Source organism: Klebsiella sp. C360 (assembly GCF_048822415.1).
GTDB classification, from domain to species: Bacteria; Pseudomonadota; Gammaproteobacteria; order Enterobacterales; family Enterobacteriaceae; genus Klebsiella; species Klebsiella quasipneumoniae.
In genome coordinates this window covers 184519-208839 of record NZ_JBMEZZ010000003.1, presented here as the reverse complement: position 1 = coordinate 208839, position 24321 = coordinate 184519, and the positions used below count along the sequence as shown (strand labels likewise).

The window sequence follows — 24321 nt, the reverse complement described above, 5'->3', positions numbered from 1 at the left end:
ATCCTTTTTATGCATTTATTTTGCATAAAAATACACACACTTACTTTTGTATGCAACCGGAAACCTTCCCGCTGGTGAATTATCTTATCAACTGGTCCGTTTACCGCCGGATTTACCGATGGCCCGGTGCAGGTCGTTGATTCGCTTCAGGGATTTCACCGTTTTTTGTGGCGTGGTCGAGGCCACCGACAGGACAATCATCTCCAGACAGACCAGCACCGTGCCGTGCAGCGGCATCCGGCTACTGTCCCCGCCGCGCGGGACGTCGATCACCACCTGCGCCTCCTGGCTGAAGCGCGAGTCCACCGCCTGGGTCAGCAGGATGGTCGGAATACCCAGCCGCTTCGCCTCGCGCAGGGTGGTCATCCCTTCGCGATGGGGGGATTTTTGCCCCATCATGATCAGCACATCGCCGCGCTGCAGGCCGATAAGCTGTTCGGCGAGGCTAAAGCCCGTGCGGTTCATCACGTAAGCCGGCAGGCCAATGCGGCTGAACAGCCGGGCGGTGTACTCGGCGAGGATCCCCGAGGCGCCGATGCCGAAGATCCCCACCTGGCGCGCGTCGCTGAGCAACGCCACCGCCTGGGCCACCGCCGCGCGGTTGTCGGCCCGCGACAGGACCTCGCAGACCCGCTGGTGCCCTTCAAGCACAAAATCAATACTGGAATTGACGTCGCTGGCGAGTGCGGTGACCGTCGAGCGCATCTTTTCCGCCGAGGTGACCGAGGTGCCGAACCAGCGCTCCATAGTCTGCTTAAGCTCGCGCAGCCCGGCGAAGCCCAGCGCCTGGATGGCGCGCACCACCGTGGCGTCAGAGGTCTGGGTCGCGGTGGCGATCTCCATCGCCGTCTGCTCCAGCACCACCTCGCGGTTGTCGTTGATATAGCTGACCACGGCCCGCAGGCGGGGAGAGAGCTGATGCGCCCGGGCACGATAGCGTTCGCCGAACAGGTCGACCCGCCCCTTCTCTTTTTTTACCGCGCTTTTCATTTGGCCACCGCCGGGATCGGCCTGCCGGCAATATGCGACTGCACCTGGGCCACCATCAGGGAGAGCGCGGCGTAGGAGTTGGAGATCACCTCTTCACGCGGCAGCAAAATATAGCGCCCGGTGCGGCAGGCGCGCATAAAGTCGCACCAGCCGGGCATCACGCCTTCCATCGCCTGCAGCTCATCCTGCGGCTTACCGCCGGTATCCGACCGCCAGGTGGCGAAGACAAAATCGGCGTCCAGCTCCGGCAGCTGTTCCGCGCTGACGTCAATTCGCTGGCCGTCGGGGATCCGCTCAATCAACGGCGGAAAGCGGAACCCGGCGTCGCGCAGCACCCGGCCCAGCGCGTGGTAAGAATGATGCACCGTGACCTTGCCGTTGTTTGCCTGGATCACCGAGACGCTGTACTGCGACGGGTTGACCATCGCTTTCAGCTGCTTGATTTGCTCCTGATAGCGGCGCTCGAGGATCGCCAGCCGCGGCTGGGTGCCGGTCAGCTGCGCCAGCTTGCGGTAAATCTCCGGGGCGCTGCCCTGCAGATGGTCGATGCTCACCGTCGGGGCAATCTTCTCCAGCTGCTCCACCGACACGTGACGGCTGGGCTCGGTGATGATCAGATCCGGCCTGGCGGCGGCCACCGCTTCCAGATCGATATCGGCGGTGCCAATAAAGCGGATATCGCTATTGTCGAAATCGACGCCGGTGAGCTGGGCGCTGGAGCGCAGATAGTGGCTGCCGTCCGGCCGCGTCCGGCCGTGGCTGGCGATGGGCGGCGCCCCGAGCTCAATCAGCGGAATGGTAATGTCGAGATCGTGCATCGAAACGATACGCTGCGGATGGAGCGGGACGGTGACCGTGCGGCCTAAATCATCGGTAAAAGTCTGAGTTTGTGGGTCGGCGGCGCTGACGGCCCCCGTCAGCAACAGCAGCAATGAGACGAACCAACGCATAATACCTTCCTGGTTAAAGGGCATCGCGGCGACGCCAGAGCAAGACAACAAAAAACGGGCAGCCCACCAGGGCAATAACAATCCCCGCCGGGATCTGCAGCGGCGCAAACGCCAGCCGGCCAAGGGTATCGGTCACCAGCACCAGCAAGGCGCCAATCAGCGCGCTTCCGCTCAGCAGCGATACCTGGCCGCCGCGCAGCACAAAACGCGCCATATGCGGCGCCATCAGGCCAACAAAGCCCAGGCTGCCGACACAGGAGACACTGGCCGAGGTCAGCAGCACCGGGGCGAAAAAGCGCAGCAGCGTGAGCTGCTGCAGACGCACCCCAAGGCCGATGGCGGTCCGGTCGCCCAGCAGCGCCGCGTCCGCCGCCCGGGCGGTACAGAACAGGATGATGGCTCCGGGCAGCGCCCAGCAAAAGGCCACCGCCAGCAGCGGCCAGGTAGCGGCCTGCAGGCTGCCCGCCAGCCAGATCATCGCCGTCTGCACGTCGCGAACGTCGGCGGTGGTCATAAAGATGCCGACCGCCGCCGCCAGGGTCCAGGAGACGCCGACGCCAATTAAAATAAAGCGCGGTCGCGAGCAATCGCGCGCCAGCGTAAGGACCAGCAGGGCCACCGCCACGCCGCCGACCATTCCCGCCAGCGGCCGCCAGACCAGGCCTACCGCCGGGAAAAACAGCACCATCCCCAGGACCACGATGCTGGCCCCCTCTTTGACGCCGATCAGCCCCGGGTCGGCCAGCCCGTTGCGGGTAATGCTCTGCATCGCCGCGCCGGCCAGCCCCAGCATAGCCCCGCACAGCAGCGCCATCAGGATCCGCGGCAGGCGGATATCAAACAGAATAAAGCGCGGCTGCTCGCCAATCTCCTGCGGCGCCAGCAGGGCCCGCGCCAGCGTCGACGCGGGCAGCGGATAGCTACCGCGGCTGAGGCTGTACAGCCCCAGCGCCAGCAGCATCAGCAGCATTAAGGCGGCAATGTTAAGCGCCGCCGGGCGCAGCAGCAGTTGGCGGGAAGCGAAAACCAGCGGCCGAAAACCGGCCCGATGGACGGCGCGCATCATTTAAAAAACCTCGCGGCGATAAAGATAAACAGCGGCGCGCCCACCAGGGCGGTCATCGCCCCGGTGGCCAGCTCCTGAGGGGCGACCAGCGTCCGGGCGGCGATATCCGCCAGGAGCAGCACCAGCGCCCCCACCGGCGCCGCCAGGGGCAGCGCCAGGCGGATATCTTCCGTCACCAGACGACGCACCACGTGCGGCACCACCAGCCCGACGAAGCCGATCGGCCCGGCCACCGCCACCGCCGCGCCGCAGAGCAGCGCAATCGCCAGCAGGCCCAGCAGCCGGGTCTGGACGAGGTTCACGCCGAGGCCCAGCGCTACCTTATCCCCCAGCGCCAGCACGTTGAGGCGCGGGGCAAGGAACAGCGCAACGCCAAGGCCGATCAGCGCCGGGACCAGCGCCGTCCGCAGCGTGCTCCAGTTCAGCCCGCCCAGATCGCCCGCCAGCCAGGTGCGCATCGCCAGCAGCGTTTGTTCATCGAGAATTAATATCGCCGCCGTCACCGCCGACGCAAACGCCGACAGCGCTACCCCGCACAGCGTGATGCGCAGCGGCGTCGCTCCGCCGCGACCGGCAGAGGCCAGCGCCATCACCCCGCCGAACAGCAGCGCCGCGCCGCAGGCGGCGGTCAGCGGCCGCGCGGCGGGGAAAGCGCCGAAGGAGAGCCCCAGCGCAGAGGTCGCCACCACCGCCAGCGACGCGCCGGCGTTAAGGCCGAGGATATGCGGCTCGCCCAGCGGGTTGCGGATCACCGTCTGCAGCAGCAGCCCGGCGACGCCGAGCGCCGCGCCGGTCAGCAGCGCCGCCGCCAGCCGCACCAGGCGCAGTTCGACGATTATCCGCTGATCGAAGTTACGCGGGTTGTACTCCAGCAGCGCCTGCAGCACCGTCTGCGGGGCGATCCAGCGGGCGCCCAGGCCAAGATGCACCAGCGAGCCGGCAATAAGCAGCAGCGTAAGCAGGAGCAGCGCCAGCCGGGGACGGGCGCGCCGCCGCGCGGGATGCAGGCTAACCACGCTCATTGTGCCGCCGCCTGGCGGGCGCGAAACGGCATAAAGAACGGTTTGCCGGTTTGCGGATTAATCGACATCTGCACGTCAACGTCAAACACGCGTTTAATCAGCTCAGGGTTACAGACTTCACCGTCGCTGATCGTGCCAGCGATGCGCCCCTGTTTAAGGAATACCAGCAGATCGGCATAGTTGACGGCAAAGTTAAGGTCATGGAGCACCGTCACCACCGTGCGGCCATGCTCGCGGGTCAGGGTCTGGAGCAGTTCGAGAATATCGACCTGATAGCGCAGGTCGAGCCAGGTGGTCGGTTCATCCAGCAGAATGGTGGCTGTTTGCTGGGCCAGCGCCATGGCGATCCAGCAGCGCTGACGCTGGCCGCCGGAGAGGCTGTCCACCGGCAGATGAGCGAACTCGCGGGTGCCCGTTAAGCGCAGCGCCTCTTCCACCGCCAGCTCATCGGCGTCGGACCACTGGCGCATCAGCCCCTGCCACGGGAAGCGACCGCGCGAGACCAGTTCGAAAACCGTTAACCCTTCCGGCGTCAGCGGCGATTGCGGCAGGATGCCGAGCTGGCGCGAGACGGCCTTCGTCGGCATCTGATGAATGGCTTGCCCGTCCAGACGCACGCTGCCGCCGAGCGGTTTCAGCATCCTGGCGATGGTCGACAGCAGCGTGGATTTGCCGGAACCGTTCGCCCCGGCCAGCACCGTCATTTTGCCGGTGGGGATGGTCAGGTTGATGTCGTCAACGATCAGGGTCTGGCCGTAGCCGGCCGACAGGGCATCCAGTACGATCCCCTGCTCTGCAGGTGTCACCCGCTGTGGCATAACTCGCTCCTGCGCCGCAGCGTTCCAGGCGAGACTGGACATTCTGCAGTCAAATCAAAATAAATCTCATTCTCTTTTGATCATGACGGGGATGAATGTAGTAGTCAATAGTCGCCATCGTCTTCAGACGCGGACGATGACTACAGCGAGGCCGCGCCAACGCAATAGAATTAAAATAAAATAATATCAAAGAGATAACCACAGGATATTCCCTGATGGAGGTGTTTAAAACGCCCTGTACCCCGCCGCTGATTTTTTATCTTGCATAACGTTTACTACTACATTCCTTCATGGTTGAATGATTCTCAATTACACACTTAAAGGCGCGTTCAGACGCTAAATCGCGTGTTTTTATTATTCAGGGCAATGATTTTATTGGCTTTATCTGACCGCAAAGGCAGATTCGTTCACGAGAAAAAGATAATGACTCAACCCCATGTCGCCTTCACCTCGTTGCAAGGGCGGGCGCTTTTTTCGCTTCTTTTTTTAGCCTCACCGGGATTAATGGCCGCGGAAAATAACGCGGCGAAAGGTAACAACGACGCGGAAGAGACCATCACCGTGGTGGCCGACGGCGCCCAGCAGAGCGCCACCAGCGGCTATCAACCGCTCAGCTCCTCTACCGCGACGCTGACCTCGATGCCGCTGCTGGATATTCCACAGGTGGTGAATACCGTCAGCGACCGGGTTCTCGAAGATCAGCACGCCACCTCGCTCGACGAGGCGCTGTATAACGTCGCCAACGTGGTGCAAACCAACACCCTCGGCGGCACCCAGGACGCCTTTACCCGCCGCGGCTTCGGCGCTAACCGCGACGGCTCGATCATGACCAACGGTCTGCGCACCGTTCTGCCGCGCAGCTTTAACGCCGCCACCGAACGGGTGGAAGTCCTGAAGGGACCCGCCTCGACGCTGTACGGTATTCTCGACCCCGGCGGGCTGATCAACGTCATCACCAAACGTCCGGAGCGGCAGTTCTCCGGTTCGGTTTCCGCGACGTCCACCAGCTTTGGCGGCGGTACCGGCAGCGTCGACGTCACCGGCCCCATCGAAGGCACGAATCTGGCGTACCGGCTGATTGGGGACTATCAGAATGAAGATTACTGGCGCAATTTCGGTAAAAACAAAAGCAGCTTTTTCGCCCCTTCCCTGACCTGGTTTGGCGACCGGGCGACGGTGACCGCGTCCTATTCGCACCGCGACTACAGCGCGCCCTTTGACCGCGGCACTATTTTCGATCTGAATACCGGCCATGCGGTGAACGTCGATCGCAAAACCCGCTTCGATGAAGCGTTTAATATTACCGATGGCTATTCCGACCTCGCCCAGCTCAACGCCGAGTATCGCCTTAACGACGCCTGGACCGCGCGCTTCGATTACAGCTACAGCCAGGATCACTATAACGATAACCAGGCGCGAGTAATGGCTTATGATTCGGCGACCGGCAACCTGACCCGCCGGGTCGATGGTACCCATGGTTCCACGCAGAAGATGCACTCGACCCGCGCCGACCTGCAGGGCAACGTGGTGGTGGGCGGCTTTTATAACGAACTGCTGACCGGCGTCGCCTATGAGAATTACGATCTGCTGCGCACCGATATGCTGCGCTGCAAGAACGTGAAAGGCTTTAATATCTATCATCCGGTCTACGGCACCCTCGACACCTGCAATACCGTCTCCGCGTCCGACAGCGATCAGCGGATCCAGCAGGAGAGCTATGCCGCTTACGTGCAGGACGCGCTGTACCTGACCGACAACTGGATCGCCGTCGCCGGCGTGCGCTACCAGTATTACACCCAGTACGCCGGTAAAGGCCGACCGTTTAACGTCAATACCGACAGCCGCGATGAGAAATGGACGCCGAAAGCCGGCCTGGTCTACAAAGTGACGCCGAACGTGTCGCTGTTCGCCAACGTCGCCCAGTCGTTTATGCCGCAGTCGTCGATCGCCAGCTATATCGGCGAGCTGCCGCCGGAAGAGTCCACCTCCTACGAAGTGGGCGCCAAATTCGACCTGCTGGAGGGCATTACCGCCAATATCGCGCTGTTTGATATTCATAAGCGCAATGTGCTGTACACCGAGAGCATTGGCGATGAGACGGTGGCCAAAACCGCGGGCAAGGTGCGTTCCCAGGGCGTGGAAGTGGATCTGGCGGGGTCCATCACCGATAACCTCAGCGTGATCGCCAGCTACGGCTACACCGACGCCAAAGTGCTGGAAGATCCGGATTACGCCGGGAAACCGCTGCCGAACGTACCGAAACACACCGGTTCGCTGTTCCTGACCTATGACATTCATAACGTCTACAACAGCAACACCCTGACGGTGGGCGGCGGCGGCCATGCGCTCAGCAAGCGCTCCGGCACCAACGGCGCGGATTATTATCTACCGGGCTATGCGGTGGCGGACGTGTTCGCCGCCTATAAGATGAAGCTGCAGTATCCGGTGACGCTGCAGGTGAATGTGAAGAATCTGTTTGATAAGACCTATTACACCTCTTCCATCGGCACCAATAACCTCGGCAATCAGATTGGCGATCCGCGTGAGGTACAGTTCACGGTGAAGATGGATTTTTAATCTTTCTCATGGCGCCGGATGCCCATTGCCGGGCGGCGCTGCGCTTGCACCGGCCTGCGGTCCTTCCCCTTCTGTGGAGTTCGCAGGCCCGGTAAGGCGCAGCCGCCACCGGGCAAAACGTGGCGCATGGCGCCGGATACCCATTGCCGGGCGACGCTGCGCTTGCACCGGCCTGCGGTCCTTCCCCTTCCTCTCGAGTTCCCAGGCCCGGTAAGGCGCATCCGCCACCGGGCAAAACGTGGCGCATGGCGCCGGATACCCGTTGCCGGGCGGCGCTGCGCTTGCACCGGCCTACGGTCCTTCCCCTTCCTCTCGAACTCGCAGGCCCGGTAAGGCGCAGCCGCCACCGGGCAAAACGTGGCGCATGGCGCCGGATACCCATTGCCGGGCGGCGCTGCGCTTGCACCGGCCTGCAGTCTTTCCCCTTCCTCTCGATCTCGTAGGCCCGGTAAGGCGCAGCCGCCACCGGGCAAAATCGTGGCGCATGGCGCCGGATGTCCATTGCCGGGCGGCGCTGCGCTTGCACCGGCCTACGGTCCTTCCCCTTCCTCTCGAATTCGCAGGCCCGATAAGGCGCAGCCGCCACCGGGCAAAATCGTGGCGCATGGTGCCGGATGTCCATTGCCGGGCGGCGCTGCGCTTGCACCGGCCTACGTTCTACGGTCCTTCCCCTTCCTGTCGAGTTCGCAGGCCCGGTAAGGCGCAGCCACCACCGGGCAAAATCGTAGCGCATGGTGCCGGATGTCCATTGCCGGGCGGCGCTGCGCTTGCACCGGCCTGCGGTCCTTCCTCTTCCTCTCGAGTTCGCAGGCCCGGTAAGGCGCAGCCGCCACCGGGGAATGCGTTTACCCTACCAGTCCTCCTCCTGGCCGAGGATGCGCAATATATCCTGACGATGCAGCAGCAGCTGCGGGTTATCGCGGTGGCGGGGAAAGGCCAGCGGCAGCGCGAACTCGGCGATAATCCGCCCCGGACGCGGCGACATCACCAGCACCCGCTCGCACAGCAGCAGCGCCTCTTCGATATCGTGGGTCACCAGCAGGCTGGTATACCCCTGCTGCTGCCAGAGGGCGATCAGCTCCCGCTGCATGCTGATGCGGGTCAGCGAGTCCAGCTTGCCCAGCGGCTCGTCGAGCAGCAGCAGGCGCGGCTCGTTCAACAGCGCGCGCGCCAGCGCGGCGCGCTGCGCCATCCCCCCTGACAGCTGCCTCGGCCACGCTTCGCTGAAGGCCTGCAGACCGATGCGGTCAATCAGCGCGTCGGCCTTTGCTTCCAGCCCTCTTTTGCCCTGCGCCTGCGGGCCCAGCAGCACGTTCTGCCGCACCGTCAGCCAGGGATAGAGCGTCGGGTCCTGAAACACCAGTATGCGCTCCGGCCCCGGAGCGCCGAGCGGCGCGCCGTCGAACTGCATCTGTCCGTTCTGCGGGGCTTCCAGCCCGGCCAGCAGCCGCAGCAGGGTGGATTTACCGCAGCCGGAAGGGCCCAGCAGCGCCACGCTTTCCCCTGGCCGCAGCTGCAGGCTGATATTCTCCAGCACCGGCACCGCCTGTTTGCCGAGCGTAAACGCGTGATGAAGATGGCTTATCGATACCGCCGCGCCGCGCGCTATCGTCTGCGAACCTGACGTCGCGGTTACCATTGCATCCCTCCCCGCTGCCAACTCAGCAGCTTATCGCGCAGCATAAATAATCCGCTGATCAGGCCGGAGCACAGCAAGGCCATCACCAGCAGCGCGGCGTACATATTGGGATAGGCCGCCCAGCCCTGGGCCCACTGGAGGTAGAAGCCGATCCCCGACTTCACCCCGACCATTTCAGCCACAATCAGCACCGAAAACGACGCGCCAAGCCCCATAAACAGGCCGACAAAGACGTTCGGCAGCGCGGCGGGGATCGCTACCCGCAGGATCAGGAAACGCTGGCTGGCGCCGAGCGTCCGCGCCACGTCGTACCACGCCTTGTCAATGCCGATAACCCCGGACCAGGTCAGCACCGTGACCGGGAACCAGGTGCTCAGCGCAATCAAAAACACGCTGGCGCCGAAGCTTGACGGAAAGATAAACAGGCACAGCGGCAGCAGCGCGGTGGACGGCACCGGCCCCAGCAGGCGTAACACCGGATGGACCCAGTAGCCTATCCGTTGCGACCAGCCAATGGCCAGACCGGTGACGAACCCGCTGCTGGTGCCGAGCAGCACCCCAAGCCCCAGCAGCCCCAGGGAGTGCAGCAGGCTGTCGAGCAGACGCGGCCAGTCGTCGTGCAGCACCTCGATCAGCGCCTGCGGCGGCGCGAAAAACGGCACCGGCAGCACGCCGCTCTTGGCGGTCAGCCCTTCCCAGGCAGCGAACAGCACCGGCAGCAGCGCCAGCCACTTGCCGGCATGCAGCACGCGCGCGCCGCGCGCTCGCCAGTAGCGATAGCTCAGCGCCAGCAGCAGCAAGCCGCCGCCGAAGGCGAACTGCGCCAGCGCCCAGCCCTCGCTAAACGGCCAGCGCCGCCCGGCATCGGGCCAGGCCAGGGTGAACAGACCGCCCAGCAGCCACAGCGCGGCGGCCAGCAGCCCTTCTCCCCACAGCGGCGCGCGGCCGGTTGGGCGCGCCAGCGCCTGCTCAGGCGAATACGTTGGCATAGATACTCTCCGCAAACTGATGGGGATCGGTGCCCGGTTTGATCACCTGCACCCGCTGCAGGTCGACCGCATACTGCGTCAGCTCTTTCACGAACGCCTCCCCCACCGCGTGGTGGCCGTGCCCCTGTCCGTGCAGAATGCCGCTTACCTCCGCTTCACTGGTGTTGAGCGCATGGGCGAGGAAAGATTGCGCCACGCTTTCCGGATGTTCGGCGGCATAGCTGTGCGCTTCAAGGATTGCCTGGGTGAGCGCCGCGGCGGCCGGTTTATGGTCCCGCGCCAGGCTCCCGCTCACCCCCAGCACGCAGCAGCTCAGATTGGCATAGTCCCCGGTCATATTGCTGGCGATCAGCTGATACTTGCCGGTCTCCAGCAGCCGATAGCTGAACGGCTCGCTGCCGCTGATGGCGGCGATCTCGCGCTTATCCAGCGCCACGCTGAGCAGATCCGCCGGGTAGACTTTCCACTGCACGTCGCTTATCGGATCGATACCGTGGCGCTTAAGCAGGATGGCGAAGAAGTTTTTATCCGGCCCGGCCATGTCGGTGACGCCGATGGTTTGCCCTTTCAGGCTCTCAAGGCCGTTGAACGGCGACGCTTTGGCCGTCAGCAGGTTCAGGCAGCCGCCATGGGTCCCGCCGGTGAGCTTGACGTCAAAGCCCTGCTCCAGCGCCTTCAGCCAGCGCAGCGCCATCCCCACCCCGGCGTCGGCCTTGCCGGTGGCGATCGCCTCCAGCAGCACATCGGTGGAGTTGCCGAAGTTAACCAACTCAACGTCGAGGTTATATTTACTGAAAATCTTCTGCTGCTCGGCGACGGCGACCGGCGCGAGGCAAACCGCGCTTTTGTTGATCGCCAGCTTGATCTTGTACGGCTGCGGCAGGCGCAGCGCCGGATGAGCATCGCCGCTGGCCATCTCCGCCATATCGTGAGCCCACAGCGGCAGGGAAACCCCGGCCAGCGCCAGGCCACCGCTTAGCTTTAAAAAACGACGACGGGAAAAAGCGGACGGGGTCATGGCGTTACCTCCGCGTGGGCCGGCCCGGCGGGCACGCTAAAGCTGGGGTCAAAGGTCGGCTTCACGTCCAGCCGGGTGCGGATCAGGCCGTTGGCGAGATAAAAGTCCGCCGTCGCCTGCTGCTGGGTCACCGTTTCCTCCGCCAGCGACTGCCACTGCGACTGGCGGTTGGCAAACTGCGCGCGGGCGATCTCCGCCGGGAAGCGGATGATCTCCCCCAGCGTTTTGCCGTAGCTGTCGAGATTGGCGTAGGCCCAGCGCTCGGCGCCGGCCAGGCGCTGGAGATAATCCTGCAGCGCGGCGCGCTTTTGCGGGTCGTTAAGCGCTGAATCCGTTGCCGCAAGGAAGGTATTCCCCGGCAGCAGCCCTTTGCCGCTCACCAGGATCTGCCCCTCGTTGGTCTTCACCATCTGGGTGGTGTAGGGCTCCCAGGTCGCCCAGGCGTCCACCGAACCGTTAAGCAGCGCCACTTTGGCGTCCACCGGACCGAGGAACACCCACTGCACCTCCTTCGGCGAGATGCCCGCCTGCTCGAGGGCTTTCAGCGCCACGAAATGGCCAATCGACCCTTTGCCGGTGGCAATGCGCTTGCCTTTTAACCCGGCTGCGGTTTTTATCGCGCTGCCGGGAGAAACCAGCACCGCGGTCCCCGCCGGGTTGCTTTTGTCCACGGCGATCGCTTTTACCGGCGCGCCGTTAGCCAGGGCGAAGAGCAGCGGCGCATCGCCGATGATCCCCGCGTCCACCGCGCCAGCGTTAAGGGCTTCCGCCAGCGGCGCGGCGGCCGGAAATTCGGCCCACTTAATGTCGTAGGGGAGGTTTTGCAGGGCGTTGGCCGCCTCCAGCTGCGAACGCATGCCGCCTTTTTGATCGGCGATGCGCAGGGTAAGCCGCTCCTGCGCCGTCGCGTAACCGCCCAGCGCCAGCAGCATCAGCGCTGCCGCCACCCGGCCTGAGAATGATAGACGCATCGTGATTATCCTTGTGATTGAAAGACGAAGTGGCCGGCTGCCAGCCAGGCGCTGTCGCTCTGCGGGGTATGCACCCGGCCGCAGAGCACATTGCGGTAGTGGCGTTCCAGCGGGTTTTGTCGGCTGAGGCCATGATTGCCGGTCAGCCCGAGCGCGATATTCACCGCCTGAATGGCGTTGTCGGTGATAGTGACTTTCGCCAGGTTGGCCTCAATGGCGGAAAAGCGCAGCGCAGCGGCCTGCTCCAGCAGGCTGCGGTTAACCAACAGCAGTTCGGCGATCTGCCCGACCTTCTCCTGCACTCGCGGCAGGCGGGAAAGCGGATGGCCGAGACCCGCGGGCACCCGCCCCGCCAGCCACCTCACCAGCCAGTCGTGAGCGGCGCGGGCGATGCTGTCATAGATCGCCGCCAGCAATGCCGTCTGTCGGTTGGCGAACAGGCGCAACGGTTCCGCCTGGGCGGCGGGTGGCGCATCGACCGGCCAGACATCCACCGCATGCTCTGCCGCCACCCGCACGTGGCGAAAAATCACCTCATGGCTGCCGGTAGCCCGCATCCCGGCGTGATCCCAGCTTTTCACCACGCTAATCCCCGGGCTGTCGCCAGGCACCAGCCAGGTGCCCACCCGCGGCGGGTTCTCATCGCTTCTCGCCCAAACCGCCAGCCAGCGCAGCCCTACAATGCCGGTGGTATAGATTTTATGGCCGTTGATGTCCCAGCCGTCCGCGCGGCGGCTCGCCACGGTGTCCGGCAGGCCGCCGCGCGCCGGGGAGCCCAGATCCGGCTCAACGCGCAGACTGTTGATCAGGCCGCCGTGTTCGACGGCATCATGAAAAACCTGCTGGCGCAGCGGCGCGTGCCAGGCGTCGTTTTCCGCCAGCCGCAAATGGTGCAGATACTGCATGCAGACGATCAGCGCCGTCGCCGGCTCACCCCAGGCGATGGCGGCGATGGCCTGCTGCAGCTGGGCCAGGCTGGCGCCCGCGCCGCCGTAAGCACGCGGCACGGCGAGGCTTAACCAGCCCCCCGCGCGCAGAGGGTCGATATTGCGCCAGGGAAAGTCGCCGCTGGCGTCAAGACTGGCCGCCTGCTCCGCCATCTGTTGGCGTACCGCCGTCAGCTGCTGCGCCCAGTCGTCGCGCTCAGGATGGATCACGATGCGCGCTCCGCCACCGCACGCCGCGCGGCTTTTTCACGAGCGATCGGCAGCAGCGCCCGGCCGTAGTCTGCCGCATCGTTCAGCGGGTCGAATCCGCGGATCAGGAAGTTGCGCACCCCGAGGTCGTAGTAGTCGAGCAGCGCATCGGCCACCTGCTCCGGGGTGCCTACCAGCGCGGTGGAGTTATGCCCGCCGCCCACCAGCTGGGCGATGCCGGTCCACAGGCGTTTGTCCACCACTCTGCCCTGCGCGGCGGTGGCCCGCAGCCGCTGGGCGCCGATGCTGTCCGGTTTGGCCTTGAACCCGCCCCCGCGCTGCGCCGCCTGCTCGGTGGCGACGTGCAGGATATGCTCGGCTTTCTCCCAGGCCTCGGCTTCGCTGTCGGCGATAATCGGCCGGAACGAGACGCTGAAGCCAATATCACGCTGGTGTTTCGCCGCTTCGGCGCGCACGCGCTGGATGGTCTCGCCGGTTTGCGCCAGCGACTCGCCCCACAGGGCGAAGACGTCGGCGTGTTTGCCGGCGACAGCGATGGCCGCTTCCGACGAACCGCCGAAGTAGATGGGAAGGTGCGGCTTTTGCAGCGGACGAATGGCTGACCAGGCCTGTTCGGCCTGATAAAAATCGTTGTGAATATCTACCGGCTGCTCACTGGTCCACACCTGGCGTACGACGTCAAGGAAGGCGTCGGTGCGGGCATAGCGCTGGTCGTGGTCGAGGTAATCGCCGTCCCGGCGCTGCTCGGCGTCATTGCCGCCGCTGATGATATGCACCGCCAGCCGGCCCCCCAGCAGATGCTCAAGGGTGGCGAATTTGCGCGCGGCAAGGGTCGGCGAGACAAAACCGGGGCGATGGGCCAGCAGGTACTGAATTTTCTGCGTCGACAGTCCGGCCAGGGCGGTCACCAGAAAGCCGTCGGGTTGATCGGACCAGTGACCCACCAGCAGGCGATCGAACCCGGCGGCTTCATGGGTTTGCGCAAAGCGAACGATATAGTCGCGGTCAAAGATCGGCCCCACCGGGGCAATCGTTTCGGAAGAGAGGCGATGGCCAATCATGCCGAGAAACTGAATGCTCATGAACAACTCCTTGCGTCAGGGTAATGGAGTGGCCGCGACGGCGGCGCTGGTCATTACCCTATACAGGGTGTGTTAATGAACAAAATGCATTTTTATCATATCTTAATATGCAAGACTGGCATTAAACAAAAATACATAGTGCTTTCAGTCGGATACTGTCAGCTGCTGCACCACTTTGCTGGCGAAAAAGGTCAGCGGCGACTGCAGGTTTGCCAGATACCGGGCGTGGATCAGCCACAGCGACACCGTAGGCTGAAAGTCGCTGAGGTTGACGACCTCGAGCTCGTCCCGCCACGGGCTGGCCGCCAGCGCCGCCCGCGGCACCAGACCCAGCCCCAGTCCCTGCGCCACCAGCGCCATCTGCAGCTGGGCGCCCGCGCTCTCGACGTTAAGCTTCAGGCGCAGACCCTGGCTTTGCAGCTCGCGGATGAGCCCGGCGCGCAGTCCACAGCCGTCGGGGTTAAGGATCCAGCCGTGTTCGACGCACTCCCGCAGCGACGACGCCCGCAGTTTCAGACGCCGGGCGGCAATCGGCACCACCTCCAGGGGACACAGCAGCCGCCCGCTGTAGCCCTCGGCGAGGGTCTGCTGGGCGGGGCCCATCGCCAGCATGCCGTCCAGTTCGCCGTTTTCCAGCCGGCGTTGCAGCTCTCCGCTCCAGCCGCAGGCGACCTGCGGGGACAGTGCGGGAAACTGCTGGCTCAGCGCCGCCAGCGCCGCCGGCAGCGCGATCTCGCTGATACTCTGCGGTACGCCGAGACGCAGCGCGCCGCGCGGCTCGCCTTGCGGATCCAACAGGCTGTAGAGCTTTTTCGTCTCGCGCTTAATGCTCAGGCACTGCTCGTACACCCGCTGACCGGCGGCGGTCAGGGTCAGCGGGCGGGTCTGACGCGCCAACAGCGTGACGTTCAGCTCCTGCTCCAGACGCTGCAGGCGCCGGGTGATAGCCGACTGGGTGATCCCCAGATAGTCCGCCGCCTGATTGAGGGAAGAAAACTGCACCGTGGCCAGCAGAGCGTCAATATCGTCGATGCGCATAGGATCCTCATGTGTAATTTGCATATTAATATATGCGTAAATTGCATTTAAATAATATTAACGCCTCTGTTAGCGTTTTGACCAGTCCCTCTGACAGGAACCGCACATGACTGGACCACGACTGGAAAAATTACGCCATTTTATTCATGAGGTTGATCGCCTGCACCGTGAACACCACCAGACCGCGCCGCTGCTTGACGCCGTGGCCCAACGGCTGGCGGCGCTGGTACGTCACGACGACTGGCTGCCGGAAGAGTACACCCTGCCGCACCCGCACCATTACCAGCAGTATCTGCTGCATGCCGACTCCGGGGAGCGCTTCTCGATCGTCAGCTTCGTCTGGGGGCCGGGACAGGCGACGCCGATCCATGACCACCGGGTATGGGGGGCCATTGGTATGCTGCGCGGCGCGGAGGAGAATCAACGCTACCAGCTGGATGCAGACGGCATACCGCGGCCGCTGGGCGCCGCCACGCTCCTGCAGGCAGGTCAGGTGGAGAAAGTCTCCGTTGACGATGGCGATATTCATCGCGTCAGCAATGCGCTGGCGGACCGCGTCTCCATCAGCATTCATGTTTACGGCGGCAACATCGGCGCGGTGAAGCGCGCGGTGTATACCCCGGAAGGCCAGCAAAAACCGTTTATCTCCGGCTACGCCAACCGCCATGTGCCCAACATCTGGGATCCCTCCCGCGAACACCAAGGATAACCATTATGTCCACTTACGCTTACCGTCAGGCCGCCGGGATCCGCCAGGCGCTGCTCGACCGTCGTGAACTGGCGCTCATCGACGTCCGTGAAGAGGCCGATTTCGCCACCGCTCATCCGCTGTTTGCCGTCAATCTGCCGCTCAGCAAACTGGAGCTGGAGGTGCGCCGGCGGATACCGCGCTTCACCACCCCGATCACCGTCTACGACAATGGCGAAGGGCTGGCGGAGATCGCCGCCGAACGGCTGCGGACCTGGGGCTATCAGGATGTGGCCCTGCTGGCCGAGGGTCTCGCCGGCTGGCGCCGCAGCGGCGGCGAGCTGTTTCAGGACGTCAACTCCGCCAGTAAAGCCTTTGGCGAGCTGGTGGAAAGCGTGCGTCACACGCCGTCGCTCAGCGCCCGGGAGGTTCAGGCGCTCATCGACAGCCGGCAGGAGGTGGTGATCGTCGACGCCCGGCGCTTCGACGAGTACCAGACCATGAGCATCCCCGGCAGCATCAGCGTGCCCGGCGGCGAGCTGGCCCTGCGGGTGGAGAGCCTGACGCCCTCCCCGCAAACGCCGGTGATCGTCAACTGCGCCGGACGCACCCGCAGCATCATCGGCACCCAGTCGCTGATCAACGCCGGCGTGCCGAACCCGGTCCATGCCCTGCGCAATGGCACTATCGGCTGGACGCTGGCCGGCCAGACGCTGGCGCACCAGCAGCAGCGGCAATACGATCCCTCCGCCCGCGCCTCTGGCGCCCGGGCCGCCGAGGTGGCGCATCTCGCCGAACGGGCCGGGGTGGCGGTCATTGATGAGGCGACCCTGCAACGCTGGCTGCAGCAGAGCGACCGCACCACCTTCCTGTTTGATGTGCGCAGCCCTGAGGAGTACGCGGCGGGCCACTATCCTGGCTGCCTGAGCGCGCCAGGCGGCCAGCTGGTGCAGGAGACCGATCACTTCGCCAGCGTACGAGGGGCGCGAATGGTGCTGCTGGATGACGATGGCGTCCGGGCGGCGATAACCGGCTCGTGGTTGGCGCAGATGGGCTGGGAGACGGCGCGGCTGAACGCCCTGTCGGCCAGCCAGCTGAGCGAGCGCGGGGTACCAGCCGCCGAAGTGCCCCCCGCCCCGCAGGCGGAGGAGATAAGCCCGGCGCAGCTGGCGCAACAGCTGGACGACCCCGGTACGGTGGTGCTCGATTTCACCACCAGCGCCAACTTTGTCGCCCGCCATATCCCCGGCGCGTGGTGGCTGACGCGCTCGCAGCTGCGCCAGGCCCTGGAAGCGATCCCTCCCGCTCAACGTTACGTGGTGACCTGCGGCAGCAGCCTGCTGGCCCGCTACGCGGTGCCCGAGGTGGCAGCCTTAACCGGTAAGCCGGTACAGGTATTGCGCGGCGGGACGCTGGCATGGATCGCCGCCGGTCTGCCGCTGGCCCATGGCGACGCCGGCCTCGCTGTCGAGCGCCGGGACCGCTATCGCCGTCCCTATGAAGGGACCGATAATTCCGCAGAGGCCATGCAGGCCTATCTGGAGTGGGAGTACGGCCTGGTGGATCAGCTGGCCCGCGACGGCACCCACGGTTTTCGGGTGATCTAACGCCAGCGCGACTCAGGCCTCACGCATGATCCACGAGTATTGAAAGCTCTTCGGCGCCGGAAAATGGGTCCGGCGCCGGTAGGAGCCCAGCGACTGCGGCGTGCAATAGGTGCAGCTCCCCAGCCATTCAACGCTCGTTGACGCCACCCCCGCCTCTGCGAAGATCGCCTCAGCGAAAGCACGCAGATCAAACCACAGATTATCGCTGCCGCGCGCCGCGGCTTTGAGCGGATCGCTGACCGGGCCAGAACGGGAATGGAACAGCCGCTGGCGGTGCCGGGCCACCCGGTCACCGCCGGGCTGGTCCAGCAGTTGCTGATAAAATCCGGCGGAGACTTCGTAACAGCAAGGGTGAATATGCGGCCCCACGGCGATGACCAGATCGGCCAGCGCCGCCCCCTGCTGGCGAAAAGTCGCCAGACTGTTGTCGACAATGCCGCTGGCCAGCCCCTGCCAGCCGGCATGCACGCTGCAGATGAAGCGACCGTCGCGCGAGGCGATCAGTATCGGCAGGCAGTCGGCGGTTACCACCCCCACCTTTTGCCCGGCGACGGCGGTAAACACCGCGTCGGCATGCGGGCGCGTCGGCAGCGGCTGCTGATAATGATGAACCTCATTGCCATGGACCAGCTTCACCGGCGCCATTTCGGCATAGGGAAAGGCGGCGGTTTCGTGGACGTCGAGAAACGCGTGGCGGATGCCAGGGATAGCGTCGAGTAAGCGGGAGCGGTAAGCCATAGAGACGATAAGCGACAGAGAATGATGTCTTACCTTAGGCCAGGGCACGCGCAGAGGCAAGGCGGCGGCCCGGCATTTTTTCGCCGGACCGCCGGACAGGCTTCAGACAATGGCCGCGCGCTGCTGGCGATGCATCAGCCAGAACACCGCCACGCCGGCCAGCACAATACCCGGCGCTGAGGCCGCCATCACCCCGACGGTGCCGGTGCCGAGGGCCAGCATCTTGCCGGCCAGCAGCGGACCGCTCATCGCCCCGAGGCGTCCCACCGCCACGGCGGTGCCGACCCCGGTGGCGCGGATCGCCGCGGGATAGAAGAGCGGCGCCAGCGCGTAGAGCACACTCTGGCCGCCGGTGGCGAACAGCCCGGCGACAAACCCCGCCAGCAGCATCCCGCTCAGCGACGACGCGCTGCCCAGCGCCAGCAGCGACGCCAGAATGCCGCTGTATATCAGCAGCGACATGCGCAGCGGAGTAAGCTTATCCATCAGCGCCCCCAGCAGCAGGGTGCCGCAGGCGGCGCCGATCTGCAGAGAGAACATCACTCCCGCCGCCTGGCTGGCGCTGAATCCCTGGCCTACCAGCAGCATCGGCAGCCAGTTGATCAGCATATAGACCACCAGCAGAGTAAAGAAATAGCCCAGCCACAGCAGCAGCGTGGCGGCGGCATGCCCCGGGGCAAACAGGGTGCGCAGCGGCACGCTGGTCTCCACGCGTTGAAACGCCTGCGATTCCGGCAGCCAGCGCATCAGCAGCGGGATCAGCAGCAGCGGAACCACGCCGCCAATCCAGAAGATGGTCTGCCAGGCCGCGGCGAGGCCAAAGAACCCCAGCGCCGCCGCCAGCGCGGCGCCAATGGGCACCCCGCAGTACATCAGGCTCACCGCCCGGCCGCGAAAACGGGGACCAGCGGCTTCCGAGGTTAAGGCAATCAGGTTCGGCAATGCCGCCCCCAGCCCGACGCCGGTGAGCAGGCGCGCCAGCAGCAGCGTCGGGAAGCTCCAGGCCACCGCGGTGGCCAGCGAGAACAGGCCAAACAGCAGCACCGAGCCCAGCAGGATGCGTTTGCGCCCGTGGCGGTCCGCCAGCATGCCGCCCACCAGCGCGCCGGGCAGCAGGCCGAGGATCCCGGCGCTGAAGATCCAGCCCATCTGCATTTTATCCAGCGCAAAGGCCTGCGCCATGCCCACGGCGGCGATCCCCGCCGCCTGCAGATCCAGCCCCTCCATCAGGGCCACCATAAAACAGAGCCCGATGGTGACCACCAGGCGCGAGGAGTTTGCGGTCGTTATCTTGGTCATAGGGTACCTTTGCGATAGCCGGACAAACGGAGCAGGTGATGGGCGGCTGATGCATGGTCAGCCGCCCGTTGTTATTTTTGGCGGTTAAGCAGATCCAGCGCGACGTCGACGATCATATCCTCCTGGCCGCCGACCATCCGCCGTTTGCCCAGCTCGACGAGAATATCCACCGCGCTGAGGCCATAGCGCGCCGCCGCCGCTTCGCTGTGGCGCAGGAAGCTGGAGTAGACCCCGGCGTAGCCCAGCGCCAGCGTTTCGCGGTCGACGCGCACCGGGCGGTCCTGCAGCGGCCGCACCAGCTCGTCGGCGGCATTCATCAGCGCGTAGAGGTCGGTGCCATGCCGCCAGCCGAGCTTGTCGGCGGCGGCAATAAATACCTCCAGCGGCGCATTGCCCGCCCCCGCCCCCATCCCGGCCAGGCTGGCGTCGATCCGGTCGCAGCCCTCTTCCACCGCGGCGATAGAGTTAGCCACCCCGAGGCTCAGGTTATGGTGGGCATGCATCCCGGTGGCGGTCTCCGGCTTCAGCACCGCCTTCAGCGCGCGGAAGCGGTCGCGAATGTCGTTCATGTTCATCGCCCCGCCGGAATCCACCACGTAGATGCAGGTCGCCCCATAGGATTCCATCTTCAGCGCCTGCTGCGCCAGCGCCTGCGGAGAGATCATATGGCTCATCATCAGAAAACCGACGGTGTCCATCCCCAGCTCGCGGGCAAAGGCAATATGCTGCGCCGCGACGTCCGCTTCGCTGCAGTGGGTGGCGACCCGCACCACCCGCGCCCCGGCCTGATACGCGGCTTTCAGGTCGTGCAGGGTGCCGATGCCCGGCAGCAGCAAGGTGGCGATTTTCGCCTGGCTGACCGCCTCCGCCGCCGCTTCAATCCAGGCGATATCGCTGTGGGCGCCAAAGCCGTAGTTGAAGCTCGATCCCTGTAGCCCATCGCCGTGGGCGACTTCGATGGAGTCCACCCCCGCCTTATCCAGCGCGCCGGCAATCTGCTGCACCTGCGCCAGGGAATACTGGTGACGAATCGCATGCATACCATCGCGCAGCGTCACATCCGAAATGTAGAGTTTTTTACCGTTCATGCTGTCGCTCCCGCCGCGCTGTTCATTGCCCCGGCCATTTTCTCCGCCGTCGCCAGCGCCGCCGAGGTCATAATATCGAGGTTGCCGGCGTACGCCGGCAGATAGTGCGCCGCCCCTTCCACTTCGAGGTAAACCGCGGTTTTCAGTCCGGAAAAACGGCCCACGCCGGGCAGGTTGACCGGATTATCCTCGGGGATAACCTCAAACTGCACCTGCTGCTTCAGCCGGTAGCCAGGCACGTAAGCCTGCACCGCCGCCGCCATCTCGGCGATCGAGGCGGCAATCACCTCCTGGGACGCCATCTCGCTCAGCACATACACGGTATCGCGCATCATCAGCGGCGGCTCCGCCGGGTTCAGCACGATAATCGCCTTGCCCTTGCCCGCGCCGCCGACCTTTTCAATCGCCTGCGAGGTGGTTTCAGTGAATTCGTCAATATTCGCTCGCGTCCCCGGCCCGGCGGATTGACTGGCGATGGAGGCCACGATCTCCGCGTAATGCACCTTCGCCACCCGCGAGACCGCGGCGACCATCGGGATGGTGGCCTGCCCGCCGCAGGTCACCATATTGACGTTGCCCTGGTGGAGATTGGCCTCAAGGTTGACCACCGGCACGCAGTACGGGCCAATCGCCGCCGGCGTCAGGTCGATGACGCGGATCCCTGGCTTCGCTTCGCGCAGCGCGGCATCGTTTTTGACGTGCGCGCCGGCGCTGGTGGCGTCGAAGACAAAGTCGATATCGGCAAACTCCGCCATCTGCATCAGGCCGCCCACCCCTTCGTGGGTGGTCGCGACGCCCATGCGCCGGGCGCGGGCCAGGCCATCCGACTGCGGATCGATGCCGACCATCACCGCCATCTCCAGTTGCTGGCCGTGGCGCAGAATTTTAATCATTAAATCGGTGCCGATATTCCCGGAGCCGATAATGGCGACTTTACGTTTACGCATCACGATGTCCTTCTCCGGCGGCGACGAAGCGTGCCGCGACTGAGCCAATACCTTCAATATGGGCGACAAAGCTGTCCCCCTCGTTAATCGCCACCATCGGGCCTAACGCCCCGGTCAGCACGATATCCCCCGCCCGCAGCGGTTCGCCGAGGCTGGCCATCTTGCGCGCCAGCCACACCGCGGCGTTCAGCGGATGCCCCAGGCACTCGCTGCCCCGGCCGCTGGAGACCAGCTCCTGGTTGCGGGTCATCTGCATGGCGCACGCTTTCAGATCCAGACCCGCCGGTCGCTGCGCCGGGCCGCCGATGACGTACAGGCCGCAGGAGGCGTTATCGGCGACGGTGTCGACAAAGCCGATTGACCAGTCGCGAATGCGGCTGCCCACCACCTCCAGCGCCGGCAGTACCCATTCGATGGCGTTATACAGCTCATCAAAAGTGGTATCGGCATGGGGTAGATCATGTTTCAGCACCAGGGCGATCTCGGCCTCCACCTTGGGCTGCAGCACGCGGCCAAACGGCACATCGGCGTTGTCGCCGTAGCACATGTCGGCAAACAGGGTGCCGAAATCCGGCTGGTTGACCCCCAGCTGCTGCTGCACTTTGGGATGGGTCAGGCCCACCTTGCGGCCCACCACCCGTCGGCCATGGGCCACGTGGTGCTGCACGTTCAGGCGCTGGATAGCGTAGGCGGCGTCGGCGTTGTCGACGCCGAGGATATCGCGCAGCGGGGCGATCGCCTGGCCGGTTCGTTCGGCGTCGCGCAACTGTTGCGCCAGCGCGTCAAGAGAAATAGTCATCATCACTCCTTAAGCCCGTGCGAGGAAATTGAGCACCAGCTGATTAAAACTGTCGGCATGTTCCCACTGCGCCCAGTGGCCGCAGTCGCGGTAAATGTGCAGCTCAGAGCCGGCGATCCCGGCGAGCAGGCGTAGTCCGGCGTCCATCGGCACGAAGCGGTCATTGCGTCCCCAGACGATGAGAGTTTGCGCAGCGATCTCGCCGAGCCGCGGGCCAAAGTCAGGGAATTGTTTCGGGTTGGCTTCGAGGCTCTTGACGAAGTTGTCCAGATGGTCGCGGCGCGACAGCATATTGTTCAGCCGCGCCTCGAACAGCGCGTCGGTGAGGTCACGGGTATCGAAGACGAAAATGCTCATCATCTTCTTCAGGTTTTCAATGGTCGGCTCGCGGTACAGGGCGTTCAGCAGTTTGATGCCCTCCGTCGGCATCGGCGTGAACAGGCTCATGCCGCCGGTTCCCCCGCCCATCAGCACCAGCTTCGCCACCCGCTCCGGCCAGCTCAGGGTGAAGGCCACCGCGCTGTGGCCGCCCATCGAGTTGCCCAGCAGATGGACTTTATCGATCCCCAGCTGATCGACCACGCTTTTCAAAATGCGGGCGTTGAGATCCGAACGCGAACCGCTGTTGACAATCGAATCGCTCTTCCCCCACCCCGGACAGTCCAGGAGCAGCACGCGATAGCCCGCCTCGACCAGCGGGTCAATGTTGCGGCTGAAGTTGGCCCAGCCGGTGGCCCCCGGCCCGGAGCCGTGCAGCATCACCACGGTCTCTTCCCCGTCGCCGCAGTCATTGATATGGATGCGCAGCGTGCGGCCTCCCTCGTCGACGTTGAGGAATCGGCTGGTGGCGTCTTCGGTTTGCGGTTGATAGCTCATGTTAGTCTCCCGGTTAATCAAATCTCGGTGGTGGCGCTCAGCGAGCCGAATCCGGCGATCCACTCGGGGATCGGCCGGTAATAGCGGCCTTCGCTGCGCCAGCGGCCAAAAGCGGATAGCGCGGCAAAGGCGGCCACCCAGGTCTTAATTTCGTGCGTCGATTTGCCGGCCATCGCCGACAGCTCGTCGTTGCCGATCGCGTCCAGTTCGCTCAGCCGCCCCTGCTCCAGCAGGCTCATAAAGCGGTTGTCCCAGACCGGGTTGAGGGGATGGAGCGAGCGCTGGTCTTCGGTAAACCGTCGGGCGGCGCTGATCACCCGCTGCTGGCGCAGCTCGCGTTCGTCCGGCGGCAGCTGTTTGCCGCTGCCGAGCAGGCGGTCGCGCAGATGGGCGTCCGCCTTCGCCAGCTCCGGCACCGGCGGCTGGTGCGAAAGCCCGCCAGAGCCGAGGATCAGCACCCGCTTATTGAGGGTGTTGAGGAAGCGGCCCATCGCCTCGCCCAGCAGCCGGGTGCGTTGAAACCCCGGCAGCGGCGCGGCGACGCCGTTAATAAACACCGGCAGCACCGGCAGGCGATCCAGCCCACCCAGCAAAAACTCCAGCGGCTGGGCGAAGCCATGGTCCACCTGCATGTTGTACGACACCGCCAGGTCGATACCGCTGTTGATCACGGCGTGGGCGCAGGCTTCCGCCAGCTCGGTGGGCACCGGCAGGTCGCCGGCGGCGCTGGCGAAGTCGCCGATGGCGGTGGCGCCGACGCCCAGGCAGAACGGCGGCATCACGTCATAGAAAAAACCGTTGTAGTGATCGGGGGCGAAGAGCACCACCAGCTCGGGATCGAATTCAGCGATCCGCCGCCGGGCGTCGGCAATCACCCCGTTCACCTCATCGAGGACCGCCTGCTCCGGGTCAACGAATCCCACCAGCGGGGTGTGCGACAGACAGTGTAAATAGGCATGCAT

The 24321-nt window shown here is 64.6% G+C and carries 20 protein-coding genes and 2 pseudogenes; 3 read left to right on the top strand and 19 right to left on the bottom strand.

The annotated features are described in order from the left end of the window. Positions 1–87 precede the first annotated feature (87 nt). From ACOI7D_RS09870 to ACOI7D_RS09850, 5 genes and pseudogenes are all read right to left on the bottom strand, one after another. A pseudogene (locus tag ACOI7D_RS09870) lies at positions 88–1021 on the bottom strand (MurR/RpiR family transcriptional regulator). Next, entirely contained in the window at positions 987–1964 is a 978-nt protein-coding gene (locus ACOI7D_RS09865) for an ABC transporter substrate-binding protein (RefSeq protein WP_072413321.1), read from the bottom strand. Before ACOI7D_RS09865 ends, ACOI7D_RS09870 begins: the two are co-directional and overlap by 35 nt. Then, a complete protein-coding gene (locus ACOI7D_RS09860) occupies positions 1954–3006 on the bottom strand; it encodes a FecCD family ABC transporter permease (protein WP_109547228.1) in 1053 nt (350 codons plus the stop codon). The genes ACOI7D_RS09865 and ACOI7D_RS09860 overlap by 11 nt, the downstream gene beginning before the upstream one ends. After that, entirely contained in the window at positions 3003–4028 is a 1026-nt protein-coding gene (locus ACOI7D_RS09855) for a FecCD family ABC transporter permease (RefSeq protein ID WP_109547227.1), read from the bottom strand. Before ACOI7D_RS09855 ends, ACOI7D_RS09860 begins: the two co-directional genes overlap by 4 nt. Then, positions 4025–4846 carry an ABC transporter ATP-binding protein gene (locus ACOI7D_RS09850; RefSeq protein ID WP_109547226.1) on the bottom strand — a complete coding sequence of 274 codons (822 nt, stop codon included), beginning with the start codon at positions 4844–4846 and terminating at the stop codon, positions 4025–4027. Before ACOI7D_RS09850 ends, ACOI7D_RS09855 begins: the two co-directional genes overlap by 4 nt. Positions 4847–5350: 504 nt before the next feature. On the opposite strand from ACOI7D_RS09850, the gene ACOI7D_RS09845 reads away from it, so the two are divergent. Continuing rightward, the gene (locus tag ACOI7D_RS09845; RefSeq protein ID WP_109547225.1) at positions 5351–7423 is read left to right on the top strand and encodes a TonB-dependent siderophore receptor; all 2073 of its coding nucleotides are present in this window, start codon (positions 5351–5353) and stop codon (positions 7421–7423) included. A gap of 850 nt (positions 7424–8273) precedes the next feature. On the opposite strand, the gene ACOI7D_RS09840 is transcribed toward ACOI7D_RS09845, so the two are convergent. The 7 genes and pseudogenes from ACOI7D_RS09840 to ACOI7D_RS09810 form a co-directional block, all read right to left on the bottom strand. Then, the gene (locus tag ACOI7D_RS09840; protein WP_109547224.1) at positions 8274–9062 is read right to left on the bottom strand and encodes an ABC transporter ATP-binding protein; all 789 of its coding nucleotides are present in this window, start codon (positions 9060–9062) and stop codon (positions 8274–8276) included. Beyond that, positions 9056–10051, bottom strand: a complete 996-nt coding sequence (locus tag ACOI7D_RS09835; RefSeq protein ID WP_044523768.1) for an ABC transporter permease — start codon at positions 10049–10051, stop codon at positions 9056–9058. Before ACOI7D_RS09835 ends, ACOI7D_RS09840 begins: the two co-directional genes overlap by 7 nt. Further along, on the bottom strand, positions 10032–11069 hold the full coding sequence (locus ACOI7D_RS09830; protein WP_109547223.1) for an ABC transporter substrate-binding protein: 1038 nt from the start codon (positions 11067–11069) through the stop codon (positions 10032–10034). Before ACOI7D_RS09830 ends, ACOI7D_RS09835 begins: the two co-directional genes overlap by 20 nt. Next, positions 11066–12040 (bottom strand): ABC transporter substrate-binding protein, encoded by a 975-nt coding sequence (locus tag ACOI7D_RS09825; RefSeq protein ID WP_023290055.1) that lies wholly within the window; start codon positions 12038–12040, stop codon positions 11066–11068. Before ACOI7D_RS09825 ends, ACOI7D_RS09830 begins: the two co-directional genes overlap by 4 nt. Before the next feature lie 5 nt (positions 12041–12045). Further along, on the bottom strand, positions 12046–13197 hold the full coding sequence (locus ACOI7D_RS09820; RefSeq protein WP_060592570.1) for an acyl-CoA dehydrogenase family protein: 1152 nt from the start codon (positions 13195–13197) through the stop codon (positions 12046–12048). Further along, positions 13184–14279: pseudogene (locus tag ACOI7D_RS09815) on the bottom strand (LLM class flavin-dependent oxidoreductase). Before ACOI7D_RS09815 ends, ACOI7D_RS09820 begins: the two are co-directional and overlap by 14 nt. Before the next feature lie 144 nt (positions 14280–14423). After that, on the bottom strand, positions 14424–15317 hold the full coding sequence (locus tag ACOI7D_RS09810) for a LysR family transcriptional regulator (protein WP_060592568.1): 894 nt from the start codon (positions 15315–15317) through the stop codon (positions 14424–14426). Positions 15318–15423: 106 nt separating this feature from the next. Here ACOI7D_RS09810 and ACOI7D_RS09805 point away from each other — a divergent pair, with 106 nt between their 5' ends. Both ACOI7D_RS09805 and ACOI7D_RS09800 read left to right on the top strand, forming a co-directional pair. Then, positions 15424–16026, top strand: coding sequence for a cysteine dioxygenase (locus tag ACOI7D_RS09805; protein WP_032453221.1), 603 nt, complete (start codon positions 15424–15426; stop codon positions 16024–16026). A gap of 5 nt (positions 16027–16031) precedes the next feature. Further along, positions 16032–17612 carry a rhodanese homology domain-containing protein gene (locus tag ACOI7D_RS09800; protein WP_109547222.1) on the top strand — a complete coding sequence of 527 codons (1581 nt, stop codon included), beginning with the start codon at positions 16032–16034 and terminating at the stop codon, positions 17610–17612. A gap of 12 nt (positions 17613–17624) precedes the next feature. Here ACOI7D_RS09800 and ACOI7D_RS09795 read toward each other — a convergent pair whose 3' ends face one another. The 7 genes from ACOI7D_RS09795 to mhpB form a co-directional block, all read right to left on the bottom strand. Continuing rightward, a complete protein-coding gene (locus tag ACOI7D_RS09795) occupies positions 17625–18350 on the bottom strand; it encodes a polyphenol oxidase family protein (protein WP_032453224.1) in 726 nt (241 codons plus the stop codon). Positions 18351–18452: 102 nt separating this feature from the next. Continuing rightward, entirely contained in the window at positions 18453–19649 is a 1197-nt protein-coding gene (mhpT, locus tag ACOI7D_RS09790; RefSeq protein WP_044523792.1) for a 3-(3-hydroxy-phenyl)propionate transporter MhpT, read from the bottom strand. Between the two features lie 71 nt (positions 19650–19720). Further along, positions 19721–20737 (bottom strand): 4-hydroxy-2-oxovalerate aldolase, encoded by a 1017-nt coding sequence (gene mhpE / locus ACOI7D_RS09785; protein WP_032453226.1) that lies wholly within the window; start codon positions 20735–20737, stop codon positions 19721–19723. Further along, complete coding sequence (mhpF, locus tag ACOI7D_RS09780; RefSeq protein WP_023290061.1) at positions 20734–21684, bottom strand: acetaldehyde dehydrogenase; 951 nt, start codon at positions 21682–21684, stop codon at positions 20734–20736. The genes mhpE and mhpF overlap by 4 nt, the downstream gene beginning before the upstream one ends. After that, positions 21677–22483: a 2-keto-4-pentenoate hydratase gene (gene mhpD, locus ACOI7D_RS09775; RefSeq protein ID WP_023290062.1), complete on the bottom strand. Its 807-nt coding sequence runs from the start codon at positions 22481–22483 to the stop codon at positions 21677–21679. The genes mhpF and mhpD overlap by 8 nt, the downstream gene beginning before the upstream one ends. Positions 22484–22492: 9 nt before the next feature. Beyond that, the gene (mhpC, locus tag ACOI7D_RS09770) at positions 22493–23359 is read right to left on the bottom strand and encodes a 2-hydroxy-6-oxonona-2,4-dienedioate hydrolase (protein ID WP_048297720.1); all 867 of its coding nucleotides are present in this window, start codon (positions 23357–23359) and stop codon (positions 22493–22495) included. 17 nt (positions 23360–23376) lie between these two features. Continuing rightward, positions 23377–24321 (bottom strand): 2,3-dihydroxyphenylpropionate/2,3-dihydroxicinnamic acid 1,2-dioxygenase, encoded by a 945-nt coding sequence (gene mhpB / locus ACOI7D_RS09765; protein ID WP_023290064.1) that lies wholly within the window; start codon positions 24319–24321, stop codon positions 23377–23379.